The organism is Pleurocapsa sp. PCC 7319 (genome assembly GCF_000332195.1).
Lineage (GTDB): Bacteria > Cyanobacteriota > Cyanobacteriia > Cyanobacteriales > Xenococcaceae > Waterburya.
The window spans coordinates 56,825-69,624 of record NZ_KB235918.1 but is presented as its reverse complement, the minus strand read 5'-3'; the positions used below and the strand labels follow the sequence as shown (position 1 = coordinate 69,624).

Genomic DNA, 12,800 nt, shown 5'->3' with positions numbered 1-12,800 from the left:
CATAAAGCACCATTTACTTCCTTTAAAAAAGAACTGGTGCTAACAACTCTTTGCCTCTTTTGCCAGCTATCAGACTTGTTCTTGTTCCTCTTTTACCATTGCGATTGGCGAAGCCACTGCCCTTCGGGCAATCGCCGTAAGTTTTTTGTCCTCGTTTTGACCAGCCATAAGGACGATAGACATATTCTTCAAAGCCTGATTCATCCAAGTAAACTAAATTGCTTGATCCGTCAAGAATGACAATTTTACGTAAATTTCTCAGAAAGCTGATTCGCTCACTATGCTTACGTTCAGTGTATTTCAGCGTTTTTTTTACGAGTTAACTTCATTTGCTTCTGGGCATACCCAATAGCACTCGTATGCACTCCAAAATATTGCGCCCTTTCTCTTAACAAAGCATCTGGATTTTCTTGAATATGTTGGGCAATTGCTAGAGAGTCTAGTTTTCGCTTTCTTCCAAGTTGTGGTGCTGGAGTCAAATTCTTTCTTCGACACCAATCATTCACACACCATAGACTTACCTCATATCTTCTTGATGCTTCGGCTTTGGAGCCTCCAGCCGCTACAAAGTCCACTACCCGCTTTCGCAAATCTACACTATAAGTCATCTAACCTGATTGATTTCTCATCTAGCTTATATTATTTCATATGTTTCCTATTTAGAATGACTATAAAGCTGGAAGTCAAGCTTATTTGAAAGCGGTTGAAGCTCTATCACGTCGTGGTCGAATTGAAGCTTTGGAGCGAGGGATGAGTACACTTTCAATGGGTTTGTCAGATTTGGTTGAGGAAACCTCAAGATTGAACAAAAGTTAGCGAACATTATTACCTAGTTTTTTTTCGACCCAAGATACCGTGAAAAGTCAGAGTTAATTAAAGAGGCATTTAAGCTGTACAAAATCGAGAGAAAAACAGTCATGGAAAATGGGAAAAAAGTAAAAAGAACAGTGATGTTACCCAAATCAGGAATCAAGGGAGATGAGGTAATTCGTGTTTCTTTGCCTTGAAATGGGTCAAGATAAGAATTGATGGTTGTCCCAAAAAGCTTGCTGGATAAGGATATGGAGCCAAGTGAATCAGGTTGGATTTAGTAGTATTTTTGTAGAAAACCTGCACTCCTATTTGAGTAATTGGTAGCTAGCTGCAGAAAGGTATTAAGCAAGAATATTTAGAGAAACTATTCAAAGCGACCAACAAAATGCCAATAGTCGTCAGATTCGATTTCATTGTCAGCCCCCCAGGAATGAGTTTCATCCCAATAATCAGATTCAACGAGGGTAGAACGAATTTCCTCGTAGAGTTCAGAGCGAATTTGGTTAATGGTATTGGTCAAGGAAGGATTGACTAGTTGAGGGTTGGAAGCTTCCTTAGTTGCCTCTGTTGAATCAGTGAGGGGGTTAGGGATGCTCTCCTCTTGCGGCTCTGGTGTGGTTAGTATGGGCTTCTGTTCACCTGGAGAACTGAGTGAGCGAGTTCGTCTTCGTCCTATATTATTTTCTGTTGAGTTGAGATTAGTGGGCAAGATAGGTTTCTGTTCATTTGGAGAACTGGTTGAGCGAGTCCTTCTTCTTCTGGTATTTGTTCTTCGGGAATAAGTCATCAACAAAAAAAATCTTCAACTAAAAATTTAGCGACTGGCTCTGCCACTGCCCTTCGGGCAATCACCTTGCAAGCGATTGGCTCTGCCACTGCGCGGAGCGCAATCACTAGGGCGATCGCTCGAAGCGCAATCGCCTAAGTGATGGGCTACGTAGTTTGTTCACAGCAAGTAGGGGCAACAGTGATTGTGAGCTTAGTAAAGGTATCGTTGTATTGTGTTGCCCCTCCTTCCTGCTCACGGAGGATTGATCGGTGGGGTTATCACACAGGTTTTTCCAGTTTAACAGGGGCAAGCTCGAGCTTCGCGTTTATATCTGGGGGAAACCCCCAGACCCCCATACGCTCGGCAAGGGTAGTACGGAGCTGCGTCGTGTCCTCCTTGCCCTTGCCTTCGCGGTAGCCCCTGTTTGACTGGAACCTGTTGAGTTCAATTAACAAACTATGGCTATCGAAATATCTCGGCTTCACGCTTTTACGCGAACTTTGACCTTTCAGGCTTCTTCACCTTCTGAGCTAGTTTGGGGACAGAGCGTAAGTTCTTTTGCTATCGTTGAAAGTCTGCCCGAGGGGATTTCTCCTTGTGAGCCGCAAGTTGTAGCCCACGGGTATACTGGCGAAGGTGCTTGGTATTCCTACATTGAGATTCGTTCCTACGCCGATAAGTTCATGATTTTGAGCTATTGCGAACTTGAGTAAAGTTTGCTTGCTCTTTTTTAGGTAGGTTGTATATATATACAACCTGCTTTTTTTTGGTGTTCAAGGTGATCTGATCGCCTTGGAGTAGAGAGAGATGGGCTACGTAGTTTGTTCGCAAGAAGTAGGGGCAACAGTGATTGTGAGCTTAGTTTAGGTGTCGTTATATTGTGTTGCCCCTCCTTCCTGCTCACGGAGGATTGATCGGTGAGATTAGGATGAGAGACTTTTTCTGTTTTTATTATTAAAAATCTAAAGCTGTAGAATTTTATAATTATAAATATTTTACAATTATAAAAAGGTATAAATGTAAATTTTTAGGATTATACAAAAATAGAATTGTGAGTTAGATTGATGCGGTATAAACTAGTAGAATCAAAAAAATGGATGTCTGTTTAATAGGACTAAAAGGCGGAATCGGAAAGACAACAACGGCGATACATATAGCATCGTACTTGCAGAAGTTTGGCAAAACCTTATTGATCGATGCGGATAAAAATGCATCAGCAATCGAGTGGGCGAAAAAAGGGATCTTAGATTTTGAGGTCTGTAATTTAGAAGGGTCAGTCAAGCACGTCAGGAAGGCGGTTCATGTAGTAACAGACACTAAAGCCAGACCAGAAGAAGATGAGATCAAGGCAGCAGCGGAAATGTACGATTTGCTGATCTTACCGTCACCGCCGAAAACACTGGACTTAGATGCGTTGCTAAAAACAAGAGATCTATTGTCCAAGTATGAAGCTAACTATAAAGCACTGTTGACAATTACCCCACCACCAAGACGAAGACCAGGAGGAAAGGAAAAGTTGGCAAGTAGCAAAGAAATAGAGGCAAGAGAGTTATTAGCAATTGAAGAAGTACCGATGTTTAAATCGACGATATATCAATATACGGCGTTAGAAAAATCACCACTATTAGGGGTAACAGTAGATCAATACGAAGATCAGTATTCAGCGAACGCATGGGAATGTTATGAGAAATTAGGAATGGAGATCTATAGTGGGGAAGAATAAGCCGAGTTTGCTAGATTTGTCACGGATGCGGAAAGAGGCAAGGGCAAATAAATCAGAATCAATCACAGAGAGGGAAACTCAAAAAATAGAAGCATCTGCTAAGAAAGAAGAAGAGTTAAAAGTTGCCAACTTAAAGGAAGAAAAACTAACAGAAGATTCAAAGAAGAAAAAGGTAGGAAGACCCAAAAGTCTGAGTAGTAACCCAGAATATGAAAGTACAACAGTGTATATTCATCGGGAAATCAAAGCTAAAGCGAGATTTCATTTGGCAGTAAACCCAGAAAAGAAAGACCTCCAGAGCTTAATTAACGAATTACTGGAAGACTGGGTAAATCAGCAGAAAAGAAAATTGTAGAAATTTAGATTTTGAGATTGATAAAACTTTATAATTTTACAATTGTAAAATTATAAGGAGGATAGGCAAAAGCTCGTAAAGATTTCCAAGCTTTCTCGAATTTAGTTTTAGACCAACGATGATGAAAAAAAGAAGGAGGGATTTGACGGTAATTAGGGATTTTTTCACCTTTGATTAAAAAATAAAAATCCTCTTTGGTTAAATTGTGCCAGTAACAGTGACCTAGATCTTGTTTGAAGATATAGTATTTTTCCAAAAATTCATCAAAGTTTAAGTAACTGTTGGGATGAAGATGTTCGACAATAACGCAGTTATAGGGAGCAAAATCGGGGACATTTTGGCTTAAAAAATGAACAGCCCTAGGAGCAATAAATTCGATCGCATTACAAACACTAGTGCAGCATGGCGGAAATAATCCAGCAGTCAGTCATGATCTTTAAAGCCCTTAAATTTCCAAACAAATGGCTGAGAAAAATGTGAATTAAAGTAATCAATAAAACTCAGAATCTTTTGGGATAGCTCTTCAGTTGAACAGAAACTACTTCTTTTGAGTAAACGCCTGACTAAGATAGAAAACCAACACTCAATTTGATTAAGCCAAGATGTATGTTTTGGAACATAAACGAAGCGAATTCGATGAGATTCATCTGATAAAAAAGTCTCCCTGCTGACCATAGACAGTAGAATTCCTTTTTTTCCTTTTACTCCTAAATCTGTCGTAATTCCACAGCTTGATGCCACTAATTTGACTAAACTTTCTGATCTCACGGGGTGACAACCCCGTGGAATAGACGATGAACAGTCAAGAGAGCGAGAAGATGGTAGAAAAAAGGGGTCGAACTTATTGAGAAAAACCCCTAAACAAAAATGTTGCCAGAATTCTATCACAAATGCTTCTCTAAGTTGTTGACCTCAAGGCAATATACTACGTTACAAATAATTATCTTCTTATTGCAAAGTTACAGAACAATACAGATTGAGAAATTAGCTGCTGTACTACCAATCCCGATCAAATATGAGAGCCGTCGTCGTCATCTTCAAAGACTATTAATCTCACCCAAGTTGAAGGTGAAATGTCTTTGGTTTCCTGTTCTCAAAAAATGGCTAAAAATCAATCAAGCTGCTAATAAAATAGCTTATGTAGCTATAGATAGAACCAGATGGAAAGAACGAAATTTATTTGTAGCCAGTCTCATCAAAGATAAAAGAGCAATTCCTCTACATTGGCTCTTACTAGACAAAAAGGGCAATAGCAATTTTCAGGAACAAAAGAGATTGCTCAAATCAGTATTACGCCTTTTAGATGGATACCAAATTGTTATTGTAGGAGACCGTGAGTTTGGTCATATATCATTGGCAGATTGGCTAGAAAGAAAGGAATGCCAATACGTTATCAGAACCAAAGACGATAAATACATCAAGCAAAAAGGAGAAAATTATCAGTTATTAAAATCTTTAGGACTTAAACCCGGAAAATCTTTTTATTTAGCATCGGTTGAACTAACAAAACAAAAAGGTTTTGGTGTAGTTAATATCGCTGGTCATTGGTCACAGAAGACCAAAAAGAAGCAAAAAGATGAAGGATGGTATCTGATTACAAATTTGCCCAATTTAAAACAAGCAGTATTAGCTTATCGGCATCGTAGTGGTATAGAGGCAATGTTTAAAGATTGCAAAACAGGCGGTTATAATTTGGAACAATGTTATGGCAATGAGCAACGTTTACTAGCTTTAGTCTTATTAATAGCGATCGCTTATACTTGTGCCATTAAAAGAGGCAAAAAAATCAAATCTATGGGGATTCAAAAGTATGTTTGTCGTCTTAAATTAGCCATGAGAACTACAAAACGACACAGTAATTTCTGGGTGGGTTTGTATGGTGGATTATGGATTCAAACCTATGAATTTTGTCATGATTTGGTAGAGCAGTTAATGATATTCACTCCCAATAAGTTACCTTTCTACCAACAAGGTCTGAGGGCTAAAAGACTCATCCAAACTACTTTTTAGCCTAATTGTCACCCCGTGAGCTTTCTGATTTATGAGTATTGAGTTGATCGACGATAAAAATCCATCCATCATCTGGAGACGTTTTGATCGTTTGAGCGATGTGTTCGGCAAAGTCTTGTTCCGTTCGAGTAGCTCCAATTGACGGAGTTAGAACTTTGCCCACCGCCACATCCCAATTGGCGATTAAGCTTAATGTTCCGTGGCGTTCATACTCAAATTCTATTTTTTCCACTTGGTTTGGTTTGGCTGGTTTGGCAGGAAATAATCTCTCAAGAGCTTGAATTCCTGTCATTTCATCTGTACTAACCAAATGAACACCTTGTTCTAATAACTAGCTATTAGCTATTAGCTATTAGCTCTTAGCTTCAATCAAATAGAGTCTTAAACTCTACCTGATTGTCGACGACCTAAGAGGTCGGAGTCTTAAACTCAATTACGCTTTTAGCAGTCAAACCAAGGCTAGAAGCTAAAGGCTAAAGGCTAAAGGCTAAAAGCTTTAAGATAACGTCAAGGCCTTTTGATGAAGTTCACAGATATATTTGACTTGCTTTTTAAATTTTAAAGGGTCATCAATTTTAGGATTTAACCAGTAACGATGGCGATGTGGTTGTAGTGTGGCTTCTTTTTAAAAAACGCCCCACACTTCGAGGTGAAATCTTTTCGACAATTCCTCTTTTGACTGCTTCAGAGGCTAACTCTCTTGCCGTCCAATGACTTACTGGTCTTTCTGATTTAGAGGGGGATTCACAGGCGATGGCCACGATTTGGACGACTTGTTCGACCGTAAAGGACTTTGTTGTCCCTGGTCTTGGACGATCTCCTAAGATTTGCTCAATTAAGGCCATTAACTTCTTATCCGTTACCTGTTCCTCTTCAGCTGTTGTCAGTTTTGAAGTGGACTCTCTCCATCGCTCTCGCCAAACGCGCACTTGCTCTCGGTCTAGTTCTAATCTTCGACTAATTGAACTATTGCTCCCTCCTGATGCTGCCGCTAAGATTAGCTTGGCTCTTCTCACGAGACGATAGGAGTTGGTCGTCCCTCTAACTATCCGTTGGAGTAGTGTTTCTTGTCGCTTCGATAGTTGGATTGGCAACGCTTTGGTAATGGGCATCGACTCCAAGATTTATCCTTTGGCTTCATTGAATTATATTTCAGTTTATCTGAATTTGGTTTCTTTTTAAACCTGGTGGCTTACTTTCGCTCAGCTGCACTAGCTACCAAACACTCAATTTAAGTGCAGGTTTTTGGCTCAATTCTCTAATTTCTCTAAACGATCAGAACCCATAACTACTTGTGCCAATTCCTGACGAGTCGCCCCGCTTGTTAACAATGCCCTAACTATCAAATCTAATGATACTGATGGATCTCCCGATTCGATCTTGGCTATGCGTGATTGCGAAGAACCCATTTTCTTCGCTAAGGCATCTTGGGACAGATTACTCACTTTTCTTTGTTCCTTGGCAAACAAAGCCAATCTTACTTTTAGTTCCACTAATTCAGTTTCCACAGGAGTTAAACTTAAAAAATCACTAGCATCACCAACAACCCAACCACCTGCCTCTAGTCTTTTTCTTTTTTCAGAGTCCATCTCTATCTCCTCTATTCTTGACTACATTCCCTCATACTGCTTCAGTCTTTTTTGACATCGCTTGAGTACTGCCTCTGGAGTTTTATTTGTCTTCTTAGCAAACACATCTACAATTACTATGGCATCTTCCTCAATACGATAAATAATCCGCCATGTTTTACTTTCATCATTAATTCGTAACTCATGACACCTTTTCCCAATGCTTGGCATTGGACGAGATTGAGGCATCGATAACAATTCCCCCTTTTGCAGCAATCTCAGTAGATAACCTGCTTCAATACGAGCCTCTCTTGAGAATGGAGGTGTTTTTACCTCCCCCGCAAACCAGACCAGCACTTTATCTTGAGATTCACTACTCTCTAGATTTTGTTTATTTATGTTCATTATACTATGTCAAATCTGACATGATGACATTATATAAATTTACACCCAATAAGACCAAACTCTTTACTACAGCTAGAAAAGTATCAGGTAAAAAATTTATCTTTGACACTTCTCCAAACGACTCATTTCCACCATTTCATTCACCATTTCTAATGCTGCCATATTTCCCTCTATTGCTATTACTGTAAAGGGTGAAGCCCATGACCAGTGACCTGGACAATCATCTATTGTTACGCGATCGCCTACTGTGATGGGTTGAGCCATAGCTGGTGAAGGATACTTTAGATTTGTCGTCACACCCAGAACCGTCTGACTTTGAGACTTCTCTTGTGACGAGTGTCCTAAAGGATACCGCTCCGCATATGACGGCATTTCTGAAAACTCTTCTGCCAAATCAATTTTCTCTAGTTGACTTTTATTAACCGTATTACAGTCAGCTTTGCTTTCTACAATATCATTATTTTCAGAGGACTTTTTATTTTTACCGTCACTGTCGTCACATCTATCACTAGCAATACTTTCAGCCATCACATATTCTATAACATCCGTCACCTTATCCATCACCATCGTCCACAGTCTATTTATGACATTCGTACTACTTAATTAACTAACTCTTTCTTGATGGAATCAGCCCATAGAACTTTTGAGTGCCTCATTACGTAAAATTAGTTTAGAGGACTAGCACAATTTATCGTTATGACTAGCATTAGAGCCGAATTAGACCGCAAATTAAATAACTTATCTCCCGAACAACTTCATTTAGTTCGTCAATTTGTCGAGTCCATAGAACATCAAACTACACCTACCAATTCTGACTATCCTATGACCAATGAGGATGTTGACAGAGTTATTGAATCCTATCGTCAGCAAAATAAACAACGACCCATAGGTCTTGCTCAGGGAGAGTTTACTGTTCCCGATGATTTTAACAATCCCCTACCCGATGAAATTTTAGATTTATTCAATAATCCTCAATGAGAATACTGTTAGATACTCATATTTTTCTCTGGTTAGTTGATAATGATAAACGTTTGTCAGATCGATATCGTCACATCATTCATAATCTCGATCATGAAATATTGTTGAGTGTTGTCTCGATTTGGGAATGTGTCATTAAGTATCAGATAGGCAAACTAGATTTTCCCTCTTCTCCAGAAACCTATCTCCCAATTCAAAGGAGAAAACATCTGATTAAAACTTTGACTGTAGATGAAAATAGTATTGCTCATTTGGTCCAACTCCCTTTACTTCACAAAGATCCCTTTGACCGCCTCATCATGGCTCAGGCTCTACAACACGATCTCATAATTTTGACTGAGGACAAGTTGATACTTGCTTATCCTGACATTCGATTATTATTTTAATGCCAATTTATTCTTACCTATCCCACTTCTCTAATTGACCCATTTCTACCAATTCTTCTATCATTTCTAGCTTCACCATTTCACCTTCCACTTCTTGTACAGTAAAAGGGCTAGCCCATAACCAATGCCCTGGACAGTCGAAAATTGTTACCTTATCCCCCACAGTTATGGGTGAATTTATGGCTGATGATGGATAACTAAAACTATCCGTCACATCAACAGCAGTATAGCTTTCAGGCTTTTCTTGTGACGGCAGTGACGGCATTTTTGAAAACTCTTCTGCTGAATCAACATGACGACTATTGGCATTTTGTTGGTAGGTTTGAATAGCTATTTTTGTAGCTGTCCATTTTCCCGACTGAGTACAAGGTGGGATATTTGTGATAAAGTTTGTTGAAGCAATAGCAGATACCTTAACTGTGTACATTCATGACTACAAGTGCGTACAAAATTGGGTAGTCCCTACAAAACAGTGGAGGTCGAGAATTCATGGGTCTTACACCAGTTAAATTAGAGAAATGTAATTCAAGCAAGCGATCGCTCTAAAAACGGGATGACAATTTCTGCTTATAATCCAAAACTGCTCCATCCACTCTTTCCCCGTTTTTGCCCTGGTCGAAATTGTTCCTATCACTTAGACCCAGATAATTACATCACTCTTGATGGAACATATCCTGTGAAAAATGATTCTCGAAATTCTGGGTTAATTTTAGGCTCGGCTCTCGCACCTCCCACACTGCTCATCGTCTTCTCGAAAATCTAGTTTACCTAATGCCTTGGGGCTTTGAACATTTTCTTTTAGTGACGACAGATAAACTGGCGGCTTACGAGAAAGCGATCTCTAACTGTTTTGAGAAAGTTCGCTACGCTTATCTTCAAATTGTCAAACAACGTCGAAAAAGGAGACTTGTGACAGTCAAACAAAGGATCGTCAAGGGTCAAGAAACTGATTTCGGCAACAAGACCAAGAATACTTCTTATATCGAAAGATTCAACCTAACTTTAAGACAAAAAGTCTCTTATCTACAGCGTAAAACTTTGGGCTATTGTAAGAACCAGAAAAACTTTGAATCGGTATTGTGGATTAATTTATTTGACTACAACTATCGCACCTTTCACAAAAGTCTTCGTCAGGATTTGACTGGTGAAACTCGGAAATTCAAATGTCGTTATCAACATTTGACCCCAGCTATGAAGATGGGACTCACTTCAACACAGTTACAATGGTCGGATTTGATTCAAGCACCCATCCCTGAAAATGCCCATGAATTCTTGACCTCCACTGCTTTGTAGGGACTACCTGTGGTTGATGCCGTAGATGATTTAACTCTAAGCGGAAACAATGAAGAAGGTTTTTCAAGCTTGATCGCTACTACTGTTAATCCTCAAGGTGAGGGAAATTCAGGAAATATAACTATTAATGCTCCAAATGTTTCTATTCTAGATGGAGGTCAATTATTTACTGGAGGTTTTGGGTCTGGAAATACAGGTGATTTAATCATTGATGCTCAATCTTTAACAATTGATGCTGGAAGTATTTCTACATTTATAGCTAACTGAAATAAGTTTGAATCGCTGAAGAATTAAAGCTAAATTGGGATAATAACCCTTAAACAATCGAAAATAAAACCTAAAAATGGCATATTCTTTAGATATGCGGCAACGTGCATTAGACCTGTTAGAAGAAGGCAAAAGCAAAACAGAAATATCAAGAATGCTTGGAGCTAGTAGAACAAGTATTCTTCGATGGGAAAAAAGAGCCTTAAGAGGAGAGCTTGCAGCTATTTACCCCAAAAAAAGAGGTGGGTTTAGAGTAGATGATGAAAAATTAAAAGCTTATGTCGCATTAAATCCCGATGCCTATCAAGCAGAAATAGCAGAAGCGATTAGAGCCAAAGAAAATACCGTATGTCGAGCACTTAAAAGATTGAAGATTAGTCGAAAAAAAAGACACCGCAGTACCGAGAACGGGACCAACAAAGGCGAAACGATTATTTAAAAGAGATAGAACAGTATCCCGAACAACAGAGAGTTTATCTAGATGAGAGTGGGCTATGTCATCGTTTGCAAAGAACTCATGGCTATGCTCTCAAGGGAGAAAAAGTACACGGTCTAACTGATGGCAAAAGACAGGGTAGAACCAATATCATTGGGGCTTGGTCAACAGATAATAAACTTTTTGCCACAAACACTTATGACCATACTGTCAACAAGAAGGTTTTTATGGATTGGATTAAATCTCACCTTCAGGGACATCTCACTCATGGGATGGTTGTTATCATGGATAATGCTCCTTGGCATCGGGGAAATGACATCAAAAATCTCATTGAAAGTACTGGTGCCCAACTGATAAATCTTCCCCCCTATTCTCCAGATCTAAACCCCATCGAACATGCATGGGCTAATCTCAAACATTATGTCAAATCCGCAAAAAAAGACTTTGAGCACTTCTCTGATAATTTGGCTGCACAGCTAAATAAAATGAATCATTCTAAAATCAGTTAGCTATACTAGTGAAGGAGCCATAGGAGATGCTGGAAATATTGATATTGGGGCTGACAATTTTTCATTGATTAACAATGCTGTTCTTGATAGTAGTACTTTTGGAGAGGGAAATGCTGGAAATATTAATATTGAAATTTCCAATCTTAGCATTACAGATGGTGGAAGAATCAGTGTTGGTACTTTTGGAGAGGGAAATAGTGGAATTTTAACTGTCAACGCAGACAGAATCACAATTAGTGGAAGCTCAGAATCTACGTCATTTCCTAGTGGTTTATTTGCTAACTCAACTCCAGAAGCTCTAGGTAGTGCAGGAGATATTACTGTCAATTCGTCGGAATTAAGAATTGCTAATAATGCAACGATTACTGTAGACAGTGACGGTTTTGGTGACGGTGGAAACGTTATTTTGAATGCAGATAACCTAACCTTGGACAGTAATGCAACAATCACAGCTAGTACTGGTGTTGAAAGTGGAGCAGGAGCGAATGCTGATATTAAAATTGCCGAGCAAATTCAATTAAGAAATAACAGCAGCATTGTAGCTCAATCTTTTGGCTCTTCGGGAGGTAATGTATCTATTGATGCGGGCTTTATCATAGTATTTCCCAGTCAGTTACCTGGAGACGGTAGTGATATTATTGCTAATTCTGGCGAAGGCAGTGGAGGAAATATTGATGTAGCAGTAGATAGAGTTTTTGGCATATCGGAGAGATTAGCAACACCTGGTAATAGAAGTAATGATTTTGATGCTAGTTCGAGCCTCAGTATAGAGGAAGGTATTGTTGTTAATATTTTTGATTCTGCGACATTATCCCCACCTAATCCAATAGAATCAGAACAAACCACTGTTCAAGCTTGTGAAGCAAATAGAGAAAGTGCAGCAAAAAATAATTTTGTCATAGAAGGAAAAGGTGGTATTGTTCCCGAACCAGGAGAACCGTTAAATTCTCTCAATGTCACAGTCAATGGAGAAGTAAATCCTACCGCTAATGTTCCCGAACCCATTGAAACAGCCCAAGGTAAAATTCAACCAGCTAGGGGAATTAAAGTAACTGAGTCTGGAGAGGTAATCTTAACTGCTTATCGGACTAATAACCAGGGCGATCGCCTTCTCGAAATTAAGCCCAACTGTAGCTAGGGTTTGCTGAATAACTTGACAACCTTGAGCCAATAAAGGTTATAAGGATTTTAGGCGCAGAAAAAAGTTAAGTAAAAATGGCGAAAAACCCCTAAAATTGGTAAAAGACCCTTGCACTTATCTGAGCAAGAACAAATGTACCGTAAAACT

At 39.2% G+C, this 12,800-nt stretch carries 18 protein-coding genes and 3 pseudogenes; 11 read left to right on the top strand and 10 right to left on the bottom strand.

Features of this window, described 5'->3' with window-relative positions:
- Positions 1–22: 22 nt before the first annotated feature.
- The 3 genes from PLEUR7319_RS40420 to PLEUR7319_RS0101415 form a co-directional block, all read right to left on the bottom strand.
- Positions 23–208, bottom strand: a complete 186-nt coding sequence (locus PLEUR7319_RS40420) for a hypothetical protein (RefSeq protein WP_144054217.1) — start codon at positions 206–208, stop codon at positions 23–25.
- A gap of 82 nt (positions 209–290) precedes the next feature.
- Positions 291–608, bottom strand: coding sequence for an IS630 transposase-related protein (locus PLEUR7319_RS33780; protein ID WP_019503386.1), 318 nt, complete (start codon positions 606–608; stop codon positions 291–293).
- Positions 609–1,177: 569 nt separating this feature from the next.
- Entirely contained in the window at positions 1,178–1,600 is a 423-nt protein-coding gene (locus PLEUR7319_RS0101415; protein WP_019503421.1) for a hypothetical protein, read from the bottom strand.
- Between the two features lie 1,075 nt (positions 1,601–2,675).
- Here PLEUR7319_RS0101415 and PLEUR7319_RS0101400 point away from each other — a divergent pair.
- Together PLEUR7319_RS0101400 and PLEUR7319_RS0101395 are read left to right on the top strand one after the other, a co-directional pair.
- Positions 2,676–3,305: a ParA family protein gene (locus tag PLEUR7319_RS0101400; RefSeq protein WP_019503419.1), complete on the top strand. Its 630-nt coding sequence runs from the start codon at positions 2,676–2,678 to the stop codon at positions 3,303–3,305.
- Positions 3,292–3,660: a hypothetical protein gene (locus PLEUR7319_RS0101395; protein WP_019503418.1), complete on the top strand. Its 369-nt coding sequence runs from the start codon at positions 3,292–3,294 to the stop codon at positions 3,658–3,660. The genes PLEUR7319_RS0101400 and PLEUR7319_RS0101395 overlap by 14 nt, the downstream gene beginning before the upstream one ends.
- Before the next feature lie 423 nt (positions 3,661–4,083).
- Here PLEUR7319_RS0101395 and PLEUR7319_RS33775 read toward each other — a convergent pair.
- Positions 4,084–4,425 (bottom strand): annotated as a pseudogene (locus PLEUR7319_RS33775) (transposase); the annotation flags it as partial.
- Positions 4,426–4,611: 186 nt separating this feature from the next.
- Between PLEUR7319_RS33775 and PLEUR7319_RS0101380 the strand changes: the two are divergent.
- On the top strand, positions 4,612–5,670 hold the full coding sequence (locus PLEUR7319_RS0101380) for an IS4 family transposase (protein WP_019503415.1): 1,059 nt from the start codon (positions 4,612–4,614) through the stop codon (positions 5,668–5,670).
- A 19-nt stretch (positions 5,671–5,689) separates the two neighbouring features.
- Here PLEUR7319_RS0101380 and PLEUR7319_RS33770 read toward each other — a convergent pair.
- The 5 genes and pseudogenes from PLEUR7319_RS33770 to PLEUR7319_RS0101355 form a co-directional block, all read right to left on the bottom strand.
- Positions 5,690–5,980, bottom strand: a pseudogene (locus tag PLEUR7319_RS33770) (transposase); the annotation flags it as partial.
- Positions 5,981–6,245: 265 nt separating this feature from the next.
- Positions 6,246–6,782: a helix-turn-helix domain-containing protein gene (locus PLEUR7319_RS0101370; RefSeq protein ID WP_019503413.1), complete on the bottom strand. Its 537-nt coding sequence runs from the start codon at positions 6,780–6,782 to the stop codon at positions 6,246–6,248.
- A 138-nt stretch (positions 6,783–6,920) separates the two neighbouring features.
- On the bottom strand, positions 6,921–7,259 hold the full coding sequence (locus tag PLEUR7319_RS0101365) for a helix-turn-helix domain-containing protein (RefSeq protein WP_019503412.1): 339 nt from the start codon (positions 7,257–7,259) through the stop codon (positions 6,921–6,923).
- 21 nt (positions 7,260–7,280) lie between these two features.
- Entirely contained in the window at positions 7,281–7,643 is a 363-nt protein-coding gene (locus PLEUR7319_RS0101360) for a type II toxin-antitoxin system RelE/ParE family toxin (RefSeq protein ID WP_019503411.1), read from the bottom strand.
- Positions 7,644–7,739: 96 nt separating this feature from the next.
- Positions 7,740–8,204 (bottom strand): hypothetical protein, encoded by a 465-nt coding sequence (locus tag PLEUR7319_RS0101355; RefSeq protein ID WP_158441804.1) that lies wholly within the window; start codon positions 8,202–8,204, stop codon positions 7,740–7,742.
- A 135-nt stretch (positions 8,205–8,339) separates the two neighbouring features.
- On the opposite strand from PLEUR7319_RS0101355, the gene PLEUR7319_RS0101350 reads away from it, so the two are divergent.
- Complete coding sequence (locus PLEUR7319_RS0101350) at positions 8,340–8,621, top strand: hypothetical protein (protein WP_019503409.1); 282 nt, start codon at positions 8,340–8,342, stop codon at positions 8,619–8,621.
- Complete coding sequence (locus tag PLEUR7319_RS0101345; protein WP_019503408.1) at positions 8,618–9,007, top strand: type II toxin-antitoxin system VapC family toxin; 390 nt, start codon at positions 8,618–8,620, stop codon at positions 9,005–9,007. Before PLEUR7319_RS0101350 ends, PLEUR7319_RS0101345 begins: the two co-directional genes overlap by 4 nt.
- A gap of 13 nt (positions 9,008–9,020) precedes the next feature.
- Here the strand turns inward: PLEUR7319_RS0101345 and PLEUR7319_RS0101340 are convergent, their stop codons facing one another.
- A complete protein-coding gene (locus PLEUR7319_RS0101340; protein WP_019503407.1) occupies positions 9,021–9,434 on the bottom strand; it encodes a hypothetical protein in 414 nt (137 codons plus the stop codon).
- Positions 9,435–9,560: 126 nt separating this feature from the next.
- On the opposite strand from PLEUR7319_RS0101340, the gene PLEUR7319_RS41825 reads away from it, so the two are divergent.
- The 6 genes and pseudogenes from PLEUR7319_RS41825 to PLEUR7319_RS0101315 all read left to right on the top strand — a co-directional run bounded on the left by PLEUR7319_RS41825 (position 9,561) and on the right by PLEUR7319_RS0101315 (position 12,650).
- Positions 9,561–9,770, top strand: a complete 210-nt coding sequence (locus tag PLEUR7319_RS41825; RefSeq protein WP_202804202.1) for a hypothetical protein — start codon at positions 9,561–9,563, stop codon at positions 9,768–9,770.
- 8 nt (positions 9,771–9,778) lie between these two features.
- A complete protein-coding gene (locus PLEUR7319_RS33765) occupies positions 9,779–10,300 on the top strand; it encodes a hypothetical protein (RefSeq protein ID WP_019503406.1) in 522 nt (173 codons plus the stop codon).
- A 9-nt stretch (positions 10,301–10,309) separates the two neighbouring features.
- Positions 10,310–10,567, top strand: a complete 258-nt coding sequence (locus PLEUR7319_RS0101330; RefSeq protein ID WP_019503405.1) for a hypothetical protein — start codon at positions 10,310–10,312, stop codon at positions 10,565–10,567.
- A gap of 76 nt (positions 10,568–10,643) precedes the next feature.
- Positions 10,644–11,006: an IS630 transposase-related protein gene (locus PLEUR7319_RS0101325; RefSeq protein WP_019503404.1), complete on the top strand. Its 363-nt coding sequence runs from the start codon at positions 10,644–10,646 to the stop codon at positions 11,004–11,006.
- 2 nt (positions 11,007–11,008) lie between these two features.
- A pseudogene (locus PLEUR7319_RS0101320) lies at positions 11,009–11,512 on the top strand (IS630 family transposase); the annotation flags it as partial.
- 64 nt (positions 11,513–11,576) lie between these two features.
- Entirely contained in the window at positions 11,577–12,650 is a 1,074-nt protein-coding gene (locus PLEUR7319_RS0101315) for a hypothetical protein (RefSeq protein WP_019503402.1), read from the top strand.
- Positions 12,651–12,800: the final 150 nt, after the last annotated feature.